The sequence below is a fragment of the Leptospira sp. B5-022 genome (assembly GCF_000347035.1).
Taxonomy (GTDB): domain Bacteria; phylum Spirochaetota; class Leptospiria; order Leptospirales; family Leptospiraceae; genus Leptospira_B; species Leptospira_B cinconiae.
On sequence record NZ_ANIJ01000015.1, the window covers coordinates 323278 to 344408 of the forward strand.

Consider the following 21131-nt stretch of genomic DNA (forward strand, 5'->3'; position numbering starts at 1 on the left):
TCTTCTATTCTTCGAAAGTTCTCAAACCGGAGCGAATGCTTCGGTCTCTCTTATTATTTTCAGTATCTCAGGCCTACAACTTCCACAGCCCGTTCCCGCTCCGGTCTTCTCGGAAAGAGTCTTGAGATCGCAGACACCGTTTCGGATCTCTTCTTCTATATTCCCTTTTCCTACTCCATTACAAGAACAGACCAATGCGCCTATCGGGGGTTTAAGTGGAGAAGATCCTGTCAAAAGTTTATCTCTTTTATCTCCTAACTCGATTCCTGAGGAGATCATCGTTTTAAATTCCGAAAATTCGGACTTGTCTCCGACTAAAATCGCTCCAACCAAACGGTCTCCCTTAATGATACATTTTTTATAACGGCCCTTTCTTTTATCGAAAAATACGATCTCTTCGTATTCGGGACCTGCCTCGTCCATCGGTACATCAGGCAATCTTAAGGAAACTAATTCCAAACCCGGTATTTTTAAAAGATTAGAATGCATCGAGCCGGAATATGAAGCGATCTTATATCCGTATATATGCCAAGCGGCAAACTCGGCCTGCTCTTCCGTGGCAGCAACGGTTCCATACATTCCGGTAGAATGTTCAGCGACTTCTCCTAACGCATAAATATCCGGATCGCTGGATTGTAAGAAGTCATTCACTAAAATCCCGGACTTACAATTCAGTCCTGCTTCTTTCGCTAGTTCCAAATTTGGAACCGTACCGACTGCAAATACGATCCCATCCGGACGAATGCTGGAACCGTCTCTGAACTTAACACTCTCCAATCTTTCCGATCCGTATACTTTTGAGATTTCAGTATCGAATAAAATCCGTATTCCTCTTGCTTCGACTTCTCTTCTTAAAATTTCTCCCGAGATCTCATCCAATTGTTTGGACATTAATCGATCCGTTCTCACAAGAATGGTCACATTTACATCCAAGGATCTTAATGCGGCAGCAAGCTCTAAGCCTAGCAAACCCCCGCCTACGATCAACGCATGAGTATTCGGAACAAAAAATCCTTTAATACGGTCCGCATCGTTTTTTGAACGAAGACTGAAAACCCCTAACATCTTCTCCGGGATATATTTAGGGATAGAAGGTCTGCTGCCTGTGGCAATGATCAGTTTATTATAAGAATATAAAATACCTTGGGAATCTCTGACCTTCTTTCCTTCCGGAAGGATCTCGGAAACGGAGACGGAAGGTTTTACTTCTATATTCCAGGATTCTATTTCCTCTTCGCTCACCGCAGATAATTGGGAGAATTGTTTATCTCCACTGATAAGGTCGGGCAAAAGAATACGGTTATAAAATGGATGTTCTTCCTTGCATAAGACTGTGATCTCATCCTCAGGAGAGATAGCTCTGAACTTTCTAAGGAAAGCGAGAGTACCATTGCCTCCTCCTATAATCAGTATTTTTTCCTTAGGTTTTTTATAAGGAAGGACTTCCACTGCGGAAATTTTAAACCCGGGCTGTTTGGAAAATGGATCGAACTTAGAGCTTGTGAGATTGTTCGCTCTTGCCTCATCGTTTCCGTTCTTTCTTCCCCAGTGCATAGGTAAGAACACGGTACCTTGTCGGATACTTTCCGTAATCGTTGCCCTAACTCGAACACTGCCTCTTTCGTTTTTGACTTCTACGATCTGGGAATCAAGGATCTTTCTTTTTTTTGCATCGATCGGATGGATCTCTAGATAAGGTTCCTTTTTATGTTCTTTAAGCTTTCGCACCTTTCCCGTGCGGGTCATCGTATGCCATTGGTCTCTGATCCTGCCGGTAGTAAGAATTAAAGGAAAGGTTTCGTTCGTTTTTTCGGAAGTATCCTCAGGTTCGACTGAATGTATTTTTGCTTTTCCCCCCGGACGATAAAACTTTCCGTCAGAAAATAATCGAGGAGTTCCCTTATGGTCCTTGGAAGGAAAAGGCCATTGTACGGATCTTTTTTCTTGTAAGATAGAATAATCCAATCCTGCAATATCCAGATTAGTACCCTTAGTAAGCTTACAATGTTCCAGAAAAACTTCTTCTTCATTCTTATAATGAAAAGAAGGACCGAATCCCATCTTCTCCGCAAACTCTGTCAGTATCCAAGTATCCGCCTTTGCATCGCCGGGAGGATTGAAAATTTTAGGCAGATACGTTATTCTCCTATCTGAGTTGGTCATGGTGCCTTGCTTTTCTGTCCAACCGGCAGCAGGTAGAACGAAATGAGCGAATGGAATGGATTCATGTCGATTGGAAATATCCTGCACAACTACTAGTTCGGCATTTCGAAGTCCCGCTTCTACTGTCCTTGCGTCGGGAAGACTTACCGTGGGATTTGTACAAACGATCCAGATGGCTTTCATCTTTCCGCTCTTGAGATTTTCAAACATCTCCGTAGCAGAATAACCGGGCTTGTCCCGAATGGATTCCACTCCCCAAAAATCCGCCACTTCTTTTCTATGACTTTCATCCGCAAGATTTCTATGAGCAGGTAAAAGATTACATAGTCCTCCGACTTCTCTTCCGCCCATCGCATTCGGTTGACCGGTTAAGGAGAATGGGCCGGAACCCGGTTTGCCAATCTTTCCTGTAATCAAATTCAGATTAATTAAAGCTAAATTTTTATTAACTCCTACGACACTTTGGTTCAAACCCATTGCCCAAAGAGTTAAGAATCCTTTTGCATTTGCGATGAGACTTGCAGCGTTCCTGATGGATTCTTCCGGTACTCCGCAAGAATCCGCATATTCTTTCATACTGATAGAAAAAACTTTTTCTTTCAGCTCTTCAAAACCTTCGGTATGAGATTTTATAAAATTCGGATCTAATCCGCCCGTCTCTATCAGACTTCTTGCAATAGCATTGAATAATAATATATCGGTTCCGGGTATAATTTGAAGATGTAAGTCAGCGTTTTCACAACTTTCGGTCTTTCTAGGATCAATCACTATGATCTTTACATTTGGGTCTGAATTCTTTCTATCTTCTATTCTTCTAAAAAGAATCGGATGACACCAAGCAGGGTTGGCTCCTGCTATCAAAAAACAATCCGCAATCTCTATATCGTCGTACGATATCGGAACGCTGTCCTCGCCTAAGGACATCTTATAACCTACAACTGCCGAACTCATACAGAGTCTTGAGTTTGTATCTATATTATTCGTATTTAAAAAACCTTTGGTGAGTTTATTCACTACGTAATATTCTTCCGTCAATAATTGTCCGGAAACATAGAAACCGACGGAATCGGGTCCGTATTCGTTGATCAGATTTTTAAAACGGGAAGCAATCTCTCCTAACGCAGAGTCCCAATCCGTTTTTTGTAATTCTCCCGTTTTAGGATTTCTTGTCATTGGGTATAAAAGCCTGTCGCTCTTATCCAGAACGGTGTGATGCAAGTTCAACCCTTTGGAACAGAGCATTCCCTTATTCGCGGGATGATCCGGATCTCCTTGGACGGTAAAACCGGTTTCACTCTCTTTCTGAATCAATACTCCGCATCCGACTCCGCAGTAAGAACAGGTACTTCTAAATCCGTTTTTTGTATTCACAAATTCATTTTTAGCAATTTTCATGCCAAATTATAAAATTTATTCACAGACCATCTAAACAAGCAAAACCTCTTAATGGAATTTGAGCGAATGCAATTGGTGCGCATTTAAATTAAGCATGATGTACAATATATGCGTATTTTCTAGCTATTTCGCTCTTCCTTCTTTAATCATACGTCGATGATTTTTACATTAATGTTCGAAAAAGAAGACCTCAATCTAAATTTTTATATGATTCTAACTGAATACGATGTTTTTCAAAAACTTATCCATATATTTGGCATGACTCTTGCTATAAGTTGCGTGTGAGCATTTTTGCTCGTTAACGGAGAGCTTTAAATGAAAAAGTTTCGTGAATTTCTATCTATCGGTCACTTTCCATCGCTTGTGAGCTCCTTTCTATACTTTGATTTCAGCTTCATGGTATGGATGTTGCTCGCCGCTTTGGGTGTTTTTATTTCAGAAGAATTCAAACTAGGTCCTGCTCAGAAAGGTATGTTGGTTTCCGTTCCTCTATTAGGAGGAACATTATTAAGAATTCCTTTAGGGCTGCTTTCTGATCGTTACGGATCAAAGATTGTCGGTTTGTCAGGAATGGGGATCACAATGTTCACCCTTTTGATGGGTTGGAAATTTGCGAATACTCTTCCTGAAGTGTTCGTGGTTGGATTATTATTAGGAACGGCTGGCGCAAGCTTTGCAGTGGCGCTTCCTTTAGCCAGTAGATGGTATCCTAAAGAATACCAAGGTTTAGTAATGGGTATCGCAGGTGCCGGAAATAGCGGATCTGTGATCGCAACATTCTTCGCTCCTGATCTTGCAAGAAATTTCGGGTGGCATGCCGTTTTCGGCCTCGCTCTTATCCCATTAGCTTTTGCCTTCGTATTCTTCTTAATTTTTGCGAAAGATTGTCCGGGAACAATTTCCAAAAAACCTTTAAAACAATATTTAGTACCGATCAAATCGAGAGACGCTTTATTCTTCTGTTTACTGTATAGCGTAACGTTTGGTGGTTTCGTAGGTATAGCCAGCTTTCTTCCCATCTTCTTTCATGATCAATACGGTGTGGATAAGGTTACTACAGGATTATACACCTCTTATTGTATCTTAGGTGCAAGTCTGGTTCGCCCGATCGGAGGATATCTTTCCGACAAATTCGGAGGAGTTACAGTTTTACTAACCGTATTCGCAGGAGTCGCATCTTGTTTGATAGCCGTCTCTTGGTTACCAACTGTCGGGATTATACTTCCGATTTTCGTAACTCTAATGATCTTTTTAGGATTAGGGAACGGTTCCGTATTCCAGCTCGTACCTCTTAGATTCAGCAAAGAAATCGGGATTATCACGGGATTTATCGGAGCATTCGGAGGTTTAGGAGGATTTTTCGTTCCGAATCTATTAGGAAGTCTGAAAGCGGTTTCGGGCACTTTTTCCATAGGATTCGTCGTTCTGTCCGTGGTGGTTGCGTTATCCGCCTTCCTTCTGTTCATGATGAACACTTATGTTTGGGAAAGAAATAGAAAAAACGAATCCTTAGAATTGGAGTCGGCTTAAGCCGACTCCTAAAAGGGAAAGGAGATAGATAAAAATGAAACGGAAGTTAGTAATTCTTGGGAACGGAATGGTGGGTCATAGATTCGCCGAAAAGATCGCAGAGTACGGTGGTACTGAAAAATTTGAAGTAACTATTCTAGGAGAAGAACCTAGGAGAGCTTACGATCGGGTTCATCTTTCCGAATATTTCACGAATAGATCCGCAGATTCACTTTATCTTTCTCCTTCCGATTGGTATAGAACCAACGGGATCCGCTTATTACTCTCGGAGCCCGCTATTTCAGTGGATACGGTTTCCAGAAAAGTCGTCACTTCTGCCGGGACTGAATTACCCTTTGATGAACTAGTAATAGCTACCGGTTCTTCCGCGTTTGTTCCGAATTTCGAAGGTGTTGATAAACAAGGAGTTTTCGTTTATCGAACTATTGAAGATTTAGAAAAGATCATGACTTATGCTAAACAAGTCTCCAAAGTCGCAGTACTTGGCGGAGGTTTATTAGGTTTAGAAGCCGCTAAAGCGGTTTTAGACATGGGAAAAGAAAGTCATGTGGTGGAATTCGCTTCTCGTTTAATGCCCAGACAATTGGATGAGGCAGCTTCTTCCGTTCTAAAATCAAAAATAGAATCCCTAGGCGTTCGTATTCATCTAAACAAAGAAACCAAACAAGCATTAGGCGATTCTAATTTCCAAGGACTGGAATTTGTAGACGGATCCGTTTTAGAAGTGGAGATGTTGATTATTTCTGCAGGTATCCGACCCAGAGATGAACTGGCAAAAAACTCCGGAATAGAGGTCGGACAAAGAGGCGGGATCATCGTAGACGACGAGTTAAGGACGAATGTGTATGGCGTGTACGCGATCGGAGAGGTAGCGCTTCATAAAGGAATGATCTACGGACTTGTTGCCCCAGGTTATGAAATGGCTGAAATACTCGCTTATAATCTTTGCAGTCCTGGACAAAAAACAAAATCTTATGCAGGTTCCGATCTTTCCACAAAACTAAAACTCATCGGAGTGGATGTCGCTTCTTTCGGCGATGCGTTAGGGCAAACAGAACATCTTCCTATCGCTTACACGAACCCTCGGACGGGGGTTTATAAAAAATTGGTAATTTCTCCTGACGGTAAAAAACTGAAAGGGGGAATACTTGTAGGAGATGCGGATGCATATTCCAACCTTCTCACTCTTTATTTAAATAATGTAGAACTTCCTGCCGAGCCGGAGTCCTTGATCGTAGGTACTCCATCTGAAGAAGGATCCGCATTCGGCTCTCTTCCTGACGATGCAAAGATCTGTTCTTGTAATAACGTTTCTAAAGGAGATCTTTTAGGCGCGATCCGTTCCGGTTCTTGTTCCGATCTGAAAGGTTTAAAAGAATGTACCAAGGCCGGAACAGGTTGTGGTGGTTGTATCCCTCAGATGAATTCCATCTTGAAGGAAGAACTTCGCGCACAAGGGAAAGTGGTTACGGAACATGTATGCGAACATTTTAAATATTCCAGACAAGAGTTGTTCCAGATCGCAAAGGTAAAAGGGATCCGCAGTTTCGAAGAGTTGATCCGCTCTCATGGTATGGGGAACGGTTGCGAGGTTTGTAAACCTGCTGTGGCTTCTATCATTGCTAGCATTTATAACGAACCGATCCAAAAACATAGAGAGATCCAAGATACCAACGATAAGTATCTGGCTAATATCCAAAGAGGTGGAACTTACTCCGTCGTTCCTCGTATCCCCGGCGGTGAGATCACTCCGGATAAGTTAATCGTGATCGGACAGATCGCGAAAAAGTACGATCTTTATTGCAAGATCACCGGCGGTCAAAGGATAGATCTACTTGGCGCAAGAATGGAACAACTTCCCGACATCTGGAAAGACCTAGTGGAAGAAGGTTTCGAAAGCGGGCATGCATACGGTAAAGCTATGCGAACCGTTAAAAGTTGTGTGGGTTCTACTTGGTGTAGATACGGAGTACAAGATAGCACCGCATTTGCGATCCGTATCGAAGAAAGATACAGAGGGATCAGAGCTCCTCATAAATTAAAATCAGCAGTCTCAGGTTGTATCAGAGAATGTGCGGAAGCAAGAGGTAAAGACTTCGGCATCATCGCCACTGAAAAAGGCTGGAACCTTTATGTCGGCGGGAACGGAGGAGTAAATCCTAAACACGCGATCCTTCTTGCTGCAGACTTGGACGAAGAGACCTGCATCAAATATATTGATAGATTCCTAATGTTCTATATCAGAACGGCGGATAAACTTACTAGAACATCCGCTTGGTTAGAGCAAATGGAAGGCGGGATAGAATATCTAAAAGATGTGATCATCAATGACAGACTCGGCATCAACAAAGACCTGGAAGAAGAGATGAATCATCTTGTCGGGACCTACGTTTGTGAATGGAAGGATGTGGTAGAAGATCCTGAAAAACAAAAAAAATATAAACATTTTATAAACAGCGAAGATTCAGATCCTACAGTACGTTTCATCGAAGAAAGAGGACAAAAACGTCCTGTAGACTGGCCTAAAAAAGAATTGGTTTCGAACTAGGAGATGAAAATGAACACAACCGCAAAAGAACCTGTTTGGATACCCGTTAGTACAATAAGTGAATTTCCGGACGATGGTGGAGTCTGCGCCAAGGTTTACGGAGAACAAATTGCAATCTTTCATTTCAGTTCCAGGAATGAATGGTTTGCATGCGAGAATAAATGTCCTCACACAGGAGACATGGTCTTATCGAGAGGAATGATCGGTGATTCTCAAGGAGAACCTAAAGTTGCATGTCCTATGCATAAAAAATCATTCTCTTTAAGGACGGGAGCTTGTATCAGCGGAGAAGAATATTCCGTAAAAACGTACCCTGTCCATATCGAGGACGGGACCGTTTATATCGGGATCGAAGACCCGGGAACTCAGGGTTAGGATCATGAATTTCACCGCAGGAAAAGTATATTTAGTAGGCGCAGGCCCGGGTAATCCGGACCTTCTCACCGTTCGTGCAGTAAAACTATTAAGAAAAGCTGATGTAGTTCTATACGATGATCTGGTTTCTGCGGGAGTTTTGAAATACTGTAAAAAATCCGCAGTCTTGGAATATGTAGGTAAAAGGATCGGACAACATAGCTGTCTCCAGACTGAGATCAATCGAAAATTAGGGGAATATGCTAAACAATATTCTAATATAGTTCGGTTGAAAGGCGGAGATCCTTCCATATACGGAAGAGCCGGAGAAGAAATAGAATATCTTGCTTCCTTAGGGATTGAATGTGAAATTTTAGCCGGAGTCACAACAGCATCAGGGGCAGCTTCCAGTTTGGGAATTCCACTCACGCATAGAGAATATGCAAGAGAGATCCTTTTCTTATCAGGTCATAAGAAAACCGGAAATAATCCGGAAAGTTTCGAAGACTTGATCTTAGAAGATAAAACGGTTTTGGTTTATATGGGATTGAACAGTCTGGAAAGTATCCGGGAGAATTTATTGGAATCCGGAAATTCAGGCTCCACTCCTATGGCTTTCATTGAAAACGCTACTCTTCCCACTCAAAGATTGGTGTTAGCAAATCTGGATACCTGTCTAGAGAAAGCGGAAAAATTCCAGATCAAGACACCGGCACTTTTGATCTTTGGGGAAATCATTCGTTTTTATACGGAGTTACAAAGACTAAAAGATGAAGGTAGGATTTCCTATTGTTAGTAGGCCTTGTTCCTGTTGCGAATGTAGGAACTGCTCCATCCTGGATCTTGTCATTTAATCTTATCTTTAAACACGCTGTAGGAACTCCAACAAAACGTTTTTACATAAAAACACAGGTAAACTACTCGCAGTTTTCCAGCGCAGAATTATATTGATTCCTGCGGATTCCCGCCAAGAGGAAGCATGAACGATATCACCGGAAAGAAAACAACGCTTAGAACTGCCCAAGCGGAGGGTTTTGTATTCTGCAAACCGGAAACCATAATCAGGATCAAAGAAAACACCCTTCCCAAAGGAGATCTTTTCGGAGTGGCAAAGGCAGCCGCACTTTTAGGTTCTAAAAAAACTGCAGAATTGATCCCTCATTGCCATCCAGTCTCCATTGATTCCTTCCAAATAGAATTCGAAGTCCTTTCCGACAAAAACGCTGTCCGGATCTTGGCCACAGCTAAGTCCATAGGAAAAACTGGCATAGAGATGGAAGCTTTGACTGGCGTAAGCGTAGCTTCATTAGTGATTTACGATTTACTAAAACCAATCGATAAAGAGTTAGAAATTTCCTCGATCCGTCTTTTAGAAAAGAAGGGAGGAAAAACGGACTCTCAGATCACGAAATTTGCCGCAGGCTCTAAGGCTGGGATCTTAGTTTGTTCCGACTCCACTTTCCAAGGAAAAAGAGAAGACGGCTCCGGAAAAGCAATCCTAAATCTATTAAAAGAACATGATGTAGAAACCGTTAAATCGGAAATTTTACCTGACGAACCGGAACAGATCCGAAATACAATATTAGAATGGTCTAAAATAGGTTTGGATCTGATCGTCACCACAGGTGGAACCGGGCTCGGCCCCAGAGACAATACTCCGGAAGCGGTAAAGGAGATCCTAGAACAAGAGATCCCGGGGATCGCGGAAGCAATGAGATCTTTCGGTCAAGATCGGACTCCATTTGCAATGTTATCCCGATCTATCGCAGGTAGAATAGGCAAAACCTTAGTGGTGTCCGTTCCGGGAAGTACGAATGGGGCGACTGAAAGTTTGCAGGCCATCCTTCCCGCCGTATTCCACGCAAAAAAAATGATGAGAGGAGAAGGACATTGATCTCTGTCCAAGAGGCGCTTTCACTCGTCGAATCTGCTGCGAGTGTTTCTTTTTCCGAAAATACAAACTTGGAAAATTCTCTTGGTAAAGTCCTGAGAGAAAAGATCTATGCGGATAGGGATTATCCTCCTTTTCATCGGGCGACCATGGATGGATTTGCTTTGAAGTCCGAAAGTTTTTCGGAAGATCGGATCTATTCTTATACAAGAGAATTACATGCGGGAGAATCTTTCCAATTGGAAAACGGAGAAGAAGCCATTCGTATAATGACCGGTGCTCCTGTTCCGGATGGTTTTGATCTCGTTATAAAGATAGAAGATTCCGAAGATGTAGGAATTTCTAATGGAAAGAAACAGGTTCGCTTTCGTACGGAGAAATCCGCCCCTTTCTCCAATATAGCGATCCAAGGAGAAGATCTAAAACAAGACCAAGAGATCCTAAAAGAAGGTACGTTCATTAGCGCTTCCGTCTTGTCTTTACTTTCTTCTTTGGGAAAATATTCCATCCAAACTTCCAAACTTCCCAGAGTGAGAGTGATCTCGACAGGCAACGAGATCGTAGGTCCCGGTGAAATCCCGAAACCTTGGCAGATCAGAGATTCCAATTCCTACTCTATCCGATCTTTATTACAAAAATATTGTATAATTCCCCTATCCGTTACTAGAGCCGGAGATGATCCTATCCTTTTGGAAAAAGCGGTGCAGGAAGGATTAGATTCGGATCTCCTCATTCTTTCCGGCGGAGTCTCTATGGGAAATTTAGACTTGGTCCCTAAAATTCTGGAAGCCTCCGGGGTGAAGGAAATCTTTCATAAAGTAAGGATCAAACCTGGAAAACCGATTTGGTTCGGTAAAAAGAACGACCAGGCAGTTTTTGGTCTCCCGGGAAATCCTTTTAGCGTTCAGGTTTGTTTCCGGATATTTGTAGAAGCGTATTTGAGAAAATTTTTAGGACTTCCTTCTGAGAAACCGATCTATCTGCCTTTCGCGGGAGAAAGAAAGAAGAAAAACAAACTAACCGAGTTCTTCCCGGTCTCTTATGAGACCAAAGACCAAACTTTTTTATCGGAAAAGAAGTTTAATGGAAGTGGAGATATTCGAGCGGGAATTTTTTCGGACGGACTCGGAGTCCAATTTTCGGATACGGAAACTCTGAAAGAGAGAGATGTATTGGAATTCTATCCCTGGACTTAATCCAGATTGACTTAGTCTGCCTCGTCGGTTGAAGTAAGATTTTACTATCTCAAAAACGTTTTGTAGGAATTCCTACATCCGATATTTGAGCACATATTCGAAAATATATAATTATTTCGCCGGAGGTCGGTATGAGCTCGAAGAAAAAAATCGCTGTCGCTAAAGGAGATGGGATCGGTCCGGAAATTATGGACGCTACTCTTAGGATCTTAGAAGCGGCAGGTGCGAGCATTGAACCGATCTTTATAGATATCGGAGAACAGGTCTACAAAAAAGGCCATAGTGCAGGAATAGAACCGGCGTCTTGGGATATTCTCCGCGACACAAAAGTATTTTTTAAAGCTCCAATCACAACCCCTCAAGGTGGCGGTTATAAAAGTTTAAACGTTACCGTTCGAACCACTTTAGGACTATTCGCTAACGTTAGACCCTGTATCTCTCTTTACCCTTACGTGGATACTAAACATCCGAAGTTAGACGTGGTTATCGTAAGAGAGAATGAAGAGGACCTTTACACAGGTATAGAACACAAACAAACTTCCGACACCGTACAATGTCTAAAATTAATTTCCAGACCGGGCTCCGAGAAGATCATACGTTATGCATTCGAGTATGCAAAGGCTTACGGCAGAAAGAAAGTAACCGCGATGGTAAAAGACAATATTATGAAACAATCCGATGGATTGTTTCATGAAGTCTTCAAAGAAATTGCAAAAGAATATCCCGATATAGAAGCTGCAAGCGAGATCATCGACATCGGTGCGGCTCATTTAGCGGAAAGACCTCAAACTTATGACGTAGTGGTTACCTTAAATTTATACGGAGATATCATTTCCGATATAGTCGCTCAGGTCGCTGGTTCGGTAGGTATGGCAGGGTCTGCAAACATAGGAGAAGTTGTCTCCATGTTCGAAGCCATCCACGGCTCCGCCCCCGACATAGCGGGAAAAAATATCGCAAACCCAAGCGGACTGATCAACGCAGCAGTCATGATGCTTGTCCACTTAGGACAACCCGATATCGCAGCCAAGATCCAAAACGCTTGGTTACTTACGATCGAAGAAGGGATCCACACCGGAGATATCTACAAAGCCGGTGTAAGCCGTATTAAAGTAGGAACAAAAGAATTCGGAGAAGCTGTTATCGGAAACCTAGGACATCTTCCCGAAAAATTCAAACCTATCTCTTTCGGAAAAGCAAAAGCGATCCATATCCCGGAATACAAAAGGACAGTTCTAAAAAAAGAATTAGTAGGCGTGGATGTATTTTTAGATTGGGTTCCCGGAACGTCCGAAGAGCTGGCAAAAAAACTAAGTGCCGTCTCAGGAGATCTGAAACTCAGAATGATCACGAATAGAGGAGTGAAAGTTTATCCGAACGGGGCTCCCGAAACCTTTTTAACGGATCATTGGAGATGCAGATTCGTAAATCCGGAAACTCCGGATACAGAATCGGGCGACGGTTTTATAAAGATCCAGCCTGAACAGATCGCAAAATTATTACTTAGGATCTCGGAAGCCGGCTTGGATAGTATTCAAACTGATAACTTATATAAGTTCCAAGGAAAAAGAGCCTTTTCCCTAGGTGGAGGAGAATAATTAGGACTGGTTTGTTAGGATCTTTTTAAACGAATCCAAAGACACAGGTTTGATTATATAATCTTTTACTAATGGAATTTCTTTCGCTCTTCTAAGATCGGAATCATCCACGGAAGAGCTAACCATATAGATTTCCGGCTTTTTGCTGAGCGAGTTCACAAAGTTGGCGTACTCGTCTAAAAACTGCCAACCGTCCATAAACGGCATATTTATATCCAAAAATATAAAATCAGGAATGATATCCGGATCGCTTTGATGTTCTCGCAAAAAGCTGATCGCACCTTCTCCATCCTGAAATACTTTTAAACTTTCGACCGCGCCGGTTTTTTCGATGGTTCTTTTGGCGATTTCCACAAAAATCGCATCGTCATCGACGAGTAAAAGTTTCTGTTTTTTAGATAGTGAATTCATTTGCTTTCGAAAGATGAATGATAAATTTAGAGCCCTGACCGGGAGTACTTTCCACATGGATTTCGCCCCCCAAGGATTCGATTTGGTTTTTGGTCATAAATAGACCCAAACCCCTTCCCTCGGTGTTCCGGTGAAATCTTTTGTGTAATTTAAAAATCTGATCCCCATGTTTATTTAAGTCAATTCCTAAACCGTTATCCTGCACTTCCAAAATATGATTTCCGTGAGACCAGTATGTCTTAAATCGGATCACCGGATGAGGGGATTCGCATCTATATTTCAAAGAATTGGAAAGTAGATTTAAGAATATACTCTCTAAATACACTTGAGGGTAAATAATAGAAGGAGATTCCGAAAAGTCTGCGATGATTTCCGCCTCATATTCCAATATTTGGCCCAAAAACATTGCCTTTACTCTGGAAAATACGGATTCAAACAGGATTTCTTCCGAAACAACCTTCGGACTTTGTCGTATTTTAATAACTTCTACGATTTCGTTTAATGTAGTAAGTAATTGGTCGGAGGTCGTCTTGAGATAGTCCATGTATTCGACTCTTTCTTTTTCCGTCTCTGCTTCTTCTAAAAATTTAACTAAAGTGGAGATGTTCCCGATCGGGGATCTCATATTATGGGAAACGATCTGGTTGAATTCCTCCAACTGAGAGATTCTCTCCTTCAAGTGAGTCCCTACGGATCTTAGCCTTGCGTTCTTTTCTCTAAGGATATTTTCTAAGATCCGTTTGCGGGAAATATCCTGGATCTGAGAAACAATGAACATCAACTCTCCTGAATCTTTTCGAACCGCAACCCCGGTGATGAATACCCATACGATATGTCCTTTTTTGTGTAAGTACCTTTTGGCAAATTGAGCGCTATCTCTTTCTCCATTTATTATTTTACGAAATGCTTCTGCTCCTATATTCAGATCTTCAGGATAAGTAATATCTTGGAAAGATTTGAAAAGAAGCTCATCCGGTTCATACCCCAACATCTTAGCGAATGACTGATTCAGTTCCAAAAAGTGGCCGTTCCTATCCAGAAGGATGATCCCGTTACCAGAACTATGAAATGCTTCCGAAAATTTTTTCTCACTTAGACGGATCTCTTCTTCCACCAATTTAGAAAGAGTGATATCCTGCATCGCTCCGTATACACCAACGATCCTTCCATCGGAATAAGCAGGCTTCCCTTGAGTCCTTACCCAGATAACTCGTCCCGTCTCAGTGACCATCCTATGCTCTACAGAGTAAGTCTCACCTTTCTGATAAACTCTTAAGTTATTCTCCTTTAATTTTTCCAGATCTTCGGGATAAGAATATTTTTGGTAAACGGTATCCCTATCAATTCCGAGAGAAGGGTCTCTCTCCAAGATCTTATAAATTTCAGATGACCAATATAAAATCCCGGTTTCAATATTAGATTCCCAGGCTCCTACCTTTGCGAGTTCCGACATAATAGAGGAAAATTTTTTTTCCTGCTGCAAACTCTCCGTTAGCTGTACTTGGTCCGTAACATCTCTGGAAGTTGTGTTTAAGTGAGTTACCTTGCCTTCTTTATTTCGTATAGGCTGGGTCAAGGTTTGGAACCAAACATAGTCCCCATCCTTCTTTAAAAAACGATATTGGGTAGCGACCGTTGGTCTTCCTTCTTTTGCAGGATTATGAGAATCCGTACGAATACGCTGCCGATCATCAGGGTGAATAAAATCGTACGGGTCACGGCCCAACAATTCTCCCGGTTTAAAACCGGTAAGAGTTTCAATAATCGGATTAACGTATAAGTAAATCCCCTCCGGATCGTGGAGGCAGATCAACTCTCGACTGGTTTCGATTAAGACCCGGTACAAATCTTGGTTTTGATCCAATTTGATTTCTTCTTGGCCCGGTCTTTCTTCCATAAAATGCAAGAACTTGCTCTATCGACTAATACATATAAAGACAGCATAGACGAGTACATTGCGAGTAAAAAAGGCCCAAAATCCTAAAATGTAAGGGATTTATTTCCGCAACATAAACCGATCTAAGATTTCAAATGTCACTCGAACTAATCCTTTCGTTATAGAACGAGTGATCTACTATTGGGAATTCGATTCCGATGGAGCCTTTTTTTTCGCGTGGGCGTTCTTTTTTGAAAGGGTTAAAATAGGATAGGAGAATTAGAAAAATGTAATTTGATTTCTGGGGAAGTTTTTCGATCGGCATAAAACCGAAAAACTCCGGACCGATTATTCTCCGTCGTCACCGATCGCTTCGACAGGACAAATTTCCTTCGCTTTGCGAGCGGCAATTGTTTCTTCCGGAGTAGCAGGCTGTCTATGGAAATATACCTTAGACTCATCGTCGGTATATTTCAAAAGTTGAGGAGCCTCTTCCAAGCAGTCATTACAAGGAACACAGCTATTATCAACATAGAATTTTCCCGGAACATTTTCCGGAACTTTGTCATTCTTATCTGCCATGAATACTAAGGATTATCGAACGTTTGGAACGTCAAGTTGGTTTTCTATAGGGAAACGGGTAGGATAGGATTGACAACTCCAAGAATCAAAGGAAAACACTGCAATGGCAAATTCAGCCCCGCGTTTTTCCCGTAAAACATTCTTGAGACTGGGACTCGCCGGTTCGGGAGCTCTAGTACTCGGGGGATCTATTTGTATTTTAAACAGATCTTCCGGACAATTACCTAAGGTGTTATTTTTCTCCGAATCGGAATTAGAAACCCTGGCCGCATTATCGGAAGCTATCTTACCCGAAGCTGTTGGAGCTCCAACGTATAAAGAAGCCAAGGTACTCGAAAGATTGGATGAAGAATTTTATTTCGTAGATCCTTTCTTATCCGAGGACTTTAAAACTTTAATATTGGTTTTGGAATATCTTCCATTCTTCCATTGGAAGTTTTCCAGATTCTCCAAACTTTCCTTGGAAAGTAGAAGAAAGTTCTTATCGGAGTTGAATCAATCCGACTCGGATACTGTCAGAGCGGTTTGGGCAAATTTGAGAATGCCGATTTTTCTAATGTACTACGGACACGAATCCACTTTCAAAACGATTTCGTATGACGGACCGTTTTTAAATCCTCCGGAAAAGTTAAGCGAATCCAGGATCTATTATCGCAAACGAGTAGGAGGTTCCGATGTCGGGTAAAATTTACGAATGGAAAAATTTAGGCGAGTCCAAGGAGATCCACACCGAAGTTTTAGTGATCGGAACGGGCTGCGGGGGAGCCACCGTTGCTTATGAACTAGCTAAGCTAGGTAAGAAGGTAACCTTAATCGAAGAAGGAGGTTACTATCATACCGGAACATTCGATAATCATGAATTGAATATGGCTGGCAAAGTTTCCGCAGAAAGGAATATGGCAACCACTGCGGATGGAACAGTCAATATAGTGTATGGAAAGAACGTGGGCGGCGCCTCCGTTCATTATTGGGCGGACAGTTATAGAACTCCTAAAGATAGATTGGAACTCTGGAAAGACAAATTCGGGGTATTGGGTCATGGGCCGGAAGATTTAGAACCGTTTTGGAAAGAGTTAGACGACACATTAAATGTCCATCCTGCAAAGGAAGAAAATTATAATAAAATGAACCAATTGGTTCGTAAGGCTTCGAAAGAATTAGGATGGGAAGGAAACCCGGTTCCCCAAGCTCGCAAGAATTGCCAAAAGTCCGGACATTGTATGCAAGGTTGTATGTTCGGAGCAAAACAAAGCCAATTAATCACTCATATCCCGATGGCTATGGCATTAGGAGCTGACCTTTACGCCGATACTAAAGCGTTAGAATTGGAACTGGAAGGAGACAAAGTAGTCGGATTAGAAGCGGTTGTGATAGACAGACCTTCTCAAAAAGAATCCGAAGTAAAATTGCGCTTTAAAGCGGACACAGTCGTGGTCGCCGCAGGAGGTTTCGGGAGTTCCACCTTTCTTCTTAAAAACGGGCTCAAAAAAAAGTTGCCCGCATTGGGAGAATTTTTGGCGATCAATCCTTCTCCATTCGTCCATGCTCTCTACAAGGAACCGATTATCCAATGGAGAAATATTCCATCGGCATACGGTGTAGAAGAATTCAGACTGGCACGTTATGCGGGCGGCATTTATAGGGAAGGCGGTTATCTGATCATGGCCAATCAATTACAACCGGCAGCGATTGGTGCTTTGGTTCCGGGATTCGGCGCCGAACATTTCGAGGTCATGAAAGAACTTCCTAGACTCGGCGGCACGATAGGTTGGATAGACGATCCGGACACCGAGTTAGGAAGAATAGAAGTCAAATCCAGCGGGAAAAGAGAAGTGCAGTACAGCTTCGGACCGCTTACTAAAGAGATACTCAGAGACTGCATTCGTAAACAAGTTACTCTGAACTTTAAAGCAGGCGCATATAAAGTGATCCTTCCGGATCTGAAAAGAACCGTTTTAACTAAACCAGAGGAGATAGGCGTTGTGGATTCGCTTCCATTAACACCCGCTTCTATGGCGATGGCAGCTCCCCATCCAGCCGGCGGATGCAGAATGGGATTGGATCCTAAATCTTCAGTCGTAGATTGGAAACATAAGGTGCATGGAATTTCGAATTTATATGTGAGCGATTCCAGCGTATTTCCTACGGCGGTTTCCGTGGACCCAAGCTATACGATCATGGCATTCTCCAAAAGAGCGGCCCAATTTATTTCAGAGAAAAAGTCCTAATCCTCCGCTCGGAACTTTTGGATCGAATCTCCTTGACCGGACCGCTCCTTGGAAAATCATCGTAATCGCAACCAAGAACCGGAGAGGTGTCCGAGCGGTTTATGGTACTTGCTTGGAAAGCAAGCGTAGGGTAACACCTACCGGGGGTTCGAATCCCCCCCTCTCCGCCAGTTCTTGATTCCAAGTGGACCTGATATGGAACCGCTAGGTAAAACATTTCTTTGGATCGGGGCATTTTTCCTGGTTATCGGAGCCGTTATCCTTTTCGGCTCCAAACTCCCGTTTATCTCTTCTCTCGGAAATTTACCGGGAGACTTCAAGATCGAGAGAGAAAATTTCAGATTCTATTTTCCATTTGCGACTTCCATTCTGATCAGCATCGGACTTTCCCTTCTTCTGTATCTCTGGAACAGATTTATACATTAAGAAAACCGCATGGATTCGGAAAACACTCCTCGCTTTAGCGACAGATTCGAATTCATTCCGGGAGAGAACGATCTTTATTCACTTTTAGGATCTTTTAGGAACTCCGGACAGGATTGGATAGATCTAACCGTTTCCAATCCTACTAAAGTCGGGCTTGTCTATCCAAGAGAAGCAATACTACATTCCTTTCAAAAACCGGAAAGTATGGAATATGATCCAGATCCGAAAGGAACGTTCAACGCGAGAAGATCCATCGTAAACTATTACAAAGAAAAAGGACATATCATTTCGGAAGAGGATATTTTTTTGACATCTTCTTCATCAGAGGCGTATTCTTATTTAATAAAACTATTATGCAATCCTGGGGAAGAAGTTCTCATCCCTTCACCAGGATACCCGCTCTTTGAATTTCTATCCGTATTGGAAGGAGTAGAATTCAATTCATATAAACTAAATCAGAATGATTGTTGGAAAATCGATTTTGAAGATTTAGATTCTAAGATCACGAACAGAACTAGGATCTTATTTTTAGTTTCTCCGAATAATCCTACGGGAAGTATTCTTACCTCGGAAGAATTCGAAAGACTAAGGATCATTTCTAAATCCAAAAAGATAGCGTTAGTTTTAGATGAAGTATTCTCGGACTATTTGTATGAAAAAAATCAGGAACAAATCGATTTCTTTCATACCGATTTTCCTTTGTTTGTTGTAAACGGAATATCAAAGATACTCGCACTTCCCCAAATGAAACTTTCCTGGATCCATGTTGGTGGTCCTACTAACTGGAAAAAAGAATGTAAGGAAAGATTAGAGATCATCTCCGATACTTATCTTTCCGCCGGAACTCCGATACAACTTGCTCTTCCTGAATTATTCCAATGGAGAAATATGATCCAGAGCCAAGTATTAAGGAGAATACAAAGAAATTTGCAGATTCTGGAAAGTTTCCGTTCTTCTCATCCTCAAATTGTTTATACTTCTCCGAAGGGGGGATGGTATACGATATTACAATCCAAATCCTTCTTAAACGACGAGGAGTTCTCCTTTCGATTATTACAAAAAGAGAAAGTATTAGTCCACCCGGGTTCCATGTTCGGACTCGAGGAAGACTTAGGAAGTATAGTGGTCAGTCTGATCTCCGAGACGGAATTGTTTCACTCAGGACTCGAAAAAATTTCCCGGCTCCTATAAGAACCTGTCCCAGGCTATCTAAGCTCGGAACGGAATACGTATCGTTAACCTAAACTTTTAGGACGTTCTTATAGAACCGCCTTTTGTACGAAACTTTTGTATTGTTTAGGAGTAAGACCCGTCGCCTTCTTAAATTCCACATTAAAAGAAGTTTTGGAACCGAAACCTACTGCAAACGCAATATTCAGAATATTGTCCTCGGTATCGTTTTTTAGCAGAAGTTTCGCTTCTTCTATTCTTTTAGAATTCAAATAAGCCGCAAACCCCATACCTAATCTGGAATTCAGAAGTTCGGATAATTGATGAGTGCTCAAACCTACCTTAGAGGCCACCATCTGGATCGTAACTTCCTCCTCGGCGAATAATTTCTCCATATTCATCAGATTTTCGAGAGAGTTCAGAGACTCATCTACATCGAGGCCGGAGATCTTAGAACGAGCATATCTGGGCTTATCTAGGAAACCTCTCAAAGTCTCGAGTAGACTATTCTTCTCCTCCAAATTCTGGGAATATTTTTGGATAATATTATAAAGAAGGATAAGAAGGTCCGCAGGAAAGAAAAGAGGCACCGAATAGACCGTAAAAAATCCGTATTCCAAAAATCCCATATAGTAAAAAATACTAATATATCCTAGAGTAAGATACAATCCCCAAGAAACCAAAAACAGATTTAATTTGCGATTTCCCCGTCCTCTCAAATAGATCCCTGAAATCAGGATCATCGGAATAGAAACGGAATAAATGATCTCGTTGGTAAGAGTGAGATAGGCGATGGTTTCCGTCGCAAAAATAAGCGGAAGTGTAAAACCCAAAACTATCGCAAAAAAGAATAAAATTCGATCTACCCAAGGCAAAAAAGTTTTTGTTTCCAAAAATTTTCGGATAAATTGAAACCCGAAAATGCCGCCCAAATTAAAGAAAAAGTAATTCACTTTCTCGGCCCAAAGAGGGGAATTTTCCCAAAATAGCTCTATTGCATTTCCGTAATTTACGTCGTAAGAGGCTCCCATACAAAAAGCATAGCAGGTATATAGTAGAAATTCCTTATATTCTGTAGCTCTATAATACAATAAAGCCACCAGGATAAGCATTCCGTATAAGCATGCGGAGAGTGAAAATACTCCTGTTTCTATGGCAAGATTTGCTCTGAGACCTGCCTCATCCATAATATCGATCGGAAATGACATAATGGATTCCGATTTAAGCCGAACGATAAATTCTCTTTCTTCACCTGGCTCTCCTTGCAAGAGCAATGTCGGATAGAGGACGTTTTTTACGGGCCAATCATTTTTTGATAATGTATCTCCCACTCTTTGTATCGGACTTACCCCATTTGGGGTATATAATTCCGCTAAATCATGAGCTTTCCATCGGATCACGAAGTAAAGATTTTCACGAATTTCTTCTCGAAATTGAATTCTGAATTTTAACCAATAGGACCTTTTTGAAAAATTGAAATTTAAGGCATTTCTTCCAATTTTTTTCCAGCCGTTGACCTGATGCGAAGGAGGAGGAATATTTTCAGTATCTGTTTTTTGCCAAAGGTAAAGTTCAGGCGTAATATTTTTATTATGTTCGTTTGTTTTTAGAATGAACGGAAGTTCTTTTGCAAAGATAGAACCGAAACTCGAAAGGAGAAGGAAAAATAAAAACGAAATTCGGATCATGTGTTAAAAACATTTTTTTGTAATTCAATTGGATGCAAACAAAAAACGTTCATGTCTATAATCCCGAACGATTTC

The 21131-nt window shown here is 41.7% G+C and carries 16 protein-coding genes and 1 tRNA gene; 12 read left to right on the plus strand and 5 right to left on the minus strand.

What is annotated here, in order from left to right:
* Positions 1-21 precede the first annotated feature (21 nt).
* The gene (locus tag LEP1GSC192_RS07245) at positions 22-3558 is read right to left on the minus strand and encodes a nitrate reductase (RefSeq protein ID WP_020769368.1); all 3537 of its coding nucleotides are present in this window, start codon (positions 3556-3558) and stop codon (positions 22-24) included.
* Positions 3559-3873: 315 nt separating this feature from the next.
* Here LEP1GSC192_RS07245 and LEP1GSC192_RS07250 point away from each other — a divergent pair, with 315 nt between their 5' ends.
* The 7 genes from LEP1GSC192_RS07250 (at position 3874) to LEP1GSC192_RS07280 (ending at position 12675) form a co-directional block, all read left to right on the plus strand.
* Positions 3874-5088, plus strand: a complete 1215-nt coding sequence (locus tag LEP1GSC192_RS07250; protein ID WP_020769112.1) for a NarK/NasA family nitrate transporter — start codon at positions 3874-3876, stop codon at positions 5086-5088.
* Between the two features lie 34 nt (positions 5089-5122).
* The gene (nirB, locus tag LEP1GSC192_RS07255) at positions 5123-7636 is read left to right on the plus strand and encodes a nitrite reductase large subunit NirB (RefSeq protein ID WP_020769015.1); all 2514 of its coding nucleotides are present in this window, start codon (positions 5123-5125) and stop codon (positions 7634-7636) included.
* A gap of 9 nt (positions 7637-7645) precedes the next feature.
* On the plus strand, positions 7646-8011 hold the full coding sequence (nirD, locus tag LEP1GSC192_RS07260; RefSeq protein WP_020769375.1) for a nitrite reductase small subunit NirD: 366 nt from the start codon (positions 7646-7648) through the stop codon (positions 8009-8011).
* Positions 8012-8015: 4 nt separating this feature from the next.
* Positions 8016-8786 carry a uroporphyrinogen-III C-methyltransferase gene (gene cobA / locus LEP1GSC192_RS07265; RefSeq protein WP_020769289.1) on the plus strand — a complete coding sequence of 257 codons (771 nt, stop codon included), beginning with the start codon at positions 8016-8018 and terminating at the stop codon, positions 8784-8786.
* Positions 8787-8969: 183 nt separating this feature from the next.
* A complete protein-coding gene (gene moaCB / locus LEP1GSC192_RS07270; RefSeq protein WP_020769157.1) occupies positions 8970-9884 on the plus strand; it encodes a bifunctional molybdenum cofactor biosynthesis protein MoaC/MoaB in 915 nt (304 codons plus the stop codon).
* On the plus strand, positions 9881-11077 hold the full coding sequence (locus tag LEP1GSC192_RS07275) for a molybdopterin molybdotransferase MoeA (RefSeq protein ID WP_020769092.1): 1197 nt from the start codon (positions 9881-9883) through the stop codon (positions 11075-11077). Before moaCB ends, LEP1GSC192_RS07275 begins: the two co-directional genes overlap by 4 nt.
* Before the next feature lie 131 nt (positions 11078-11208).
* The gene (locus LEP1GSC192_RS07280) at positions 11209-12675 is read left to right on the plus strand and encodes an NADP-dependent isocitrate dehydrogenase (protein ID WP_020769278.1); all 1467 of its coding nucleotides are present in this window, start codon (positions 11209-11211) and stop codon (positions 12673-12675) included.
* Here LEP1GSC192_RS07280 and LEP1GSC192_RS07285 read toward each other — a convergent pair whose 3' ends face one another.
* The 3 genes from LEP1GSC192_RS07285 to LEP1GSC192_RS07295 form a co-directional block, all read right to left on the minus strand.
* Entirely contained in the window at positions 12676-13086 is a 411-nt protein-coding gene (locus LEP1GSC192_RS07285; RefSeq protein ID WP_020769158.1) for a response regulator, read from the minus strand.
* The gene (locus LEP1GSC192_RS07290) at positions 13070-14983 is read right to left on the minus strand and encodes a PAS domain S-box protein (RefSeq protein WP_020769138.1); all 1914 of its coding nucleotides are present in this window, start codon (positions 14981-14983) and stop codon (positions 13070-13072) included. Before LEP1GSC192_RS07290 ends, LEP1GSC192_RS07285 begins: the two co-directional genes overlap by 17 nt.
* A 327-nt stretch (positions 14984-15310) precedes the next feature.
* Entirely contained in the window at positions 15311-15544 is a 234-nt protein-coding gene (locus tag LEP1GSC192_RS07295; protein ID WP_020769378.1) for a ferredoxin, read from the minus strand.
* Positions 15545-15647: 103 nt separating this feature from the next.
* On the opposite strand from LEP1GSC192_RS07295, the gene LEP1GSC192_RS07300 reads away from it, so the two are divergent.
* The 5 genes from LEP1GSC192_RS07300 (at position 15648) to LEP1GSC192_RS07320 (ending at position 19389) form a co-directional block, all read left to right on the plus strand.
* On the plus strand, positions 15648-16229 hold the full coding sequence (locus tag LEP1GSC192_RS07300) for a hypothetical protein (protein WP_020769319.1): 582 nt from the start codon (positions 15648-15650) through the stop codon (positions 16227-16229).
* Complete coding sequence (locus LEP1GSC192_RS07305) at positions 16219-17772, plus strand: FAD-dependent oxidoreductase (protein WP_020769149.1); 1554 nt, start codon at positions 16219-16221, stop codon at positions 17770-17772. Before LEP1GSC192_RS07300 ends, LEP1GSC192_RS07305 begins: the two co-directional genes overlap by 11 nt.
* A gap of 80 nt (positions 17773-17852) precedes the next feature.
* Positions 17853-17942 (plus strand) — tRNA-Ser (locus LEP1GSC192_RS07310).
* Positions 17943-17967: 25 nt separating this feature from the next.
* Positions 17968-18198 (plus strand): DUF2905 domain-containing protein, encoded by a 231-nt coding sequence (locus tag LEP1GSC192_RS07315; RefSeq protein ID WP_020769134.1) that lies wholly within the window; start codon positions 17968-17970, stop codon positions 18196-18198.
* A gap of 9 nt (positions 18199-18207) precedes the next feature.
* Positions 18208-19389, plus strand: coding sequence for a pyridoxal phosphate-dependent aminotransferase (locus LEP1GSC192_RS07320; protein ID WP_020768988.1), 1182 nt, complete (start codon positions 18208-18210; stop codon positions 19387-19389).
* Positions 19390-19457: 68 nt separating this feature from the next.
* Here LEP1GSC192_RS07320 and LEP1GSC192_RS07325 read toward each other — a convergent pair whose 3' ends face one another.
* A complete protein-coding gene (locus LEP1GSC192_RS07325) occupies positions 19458-21056 on the minus strand; it encodes a 7TM diverse intracellular signaling domain-containing protein (protein WP_020769340.1) in 1599 nt (532 codons plus the stop codon).
* Positions 21057-21131 lie beyond the last annotated feature (75 nt).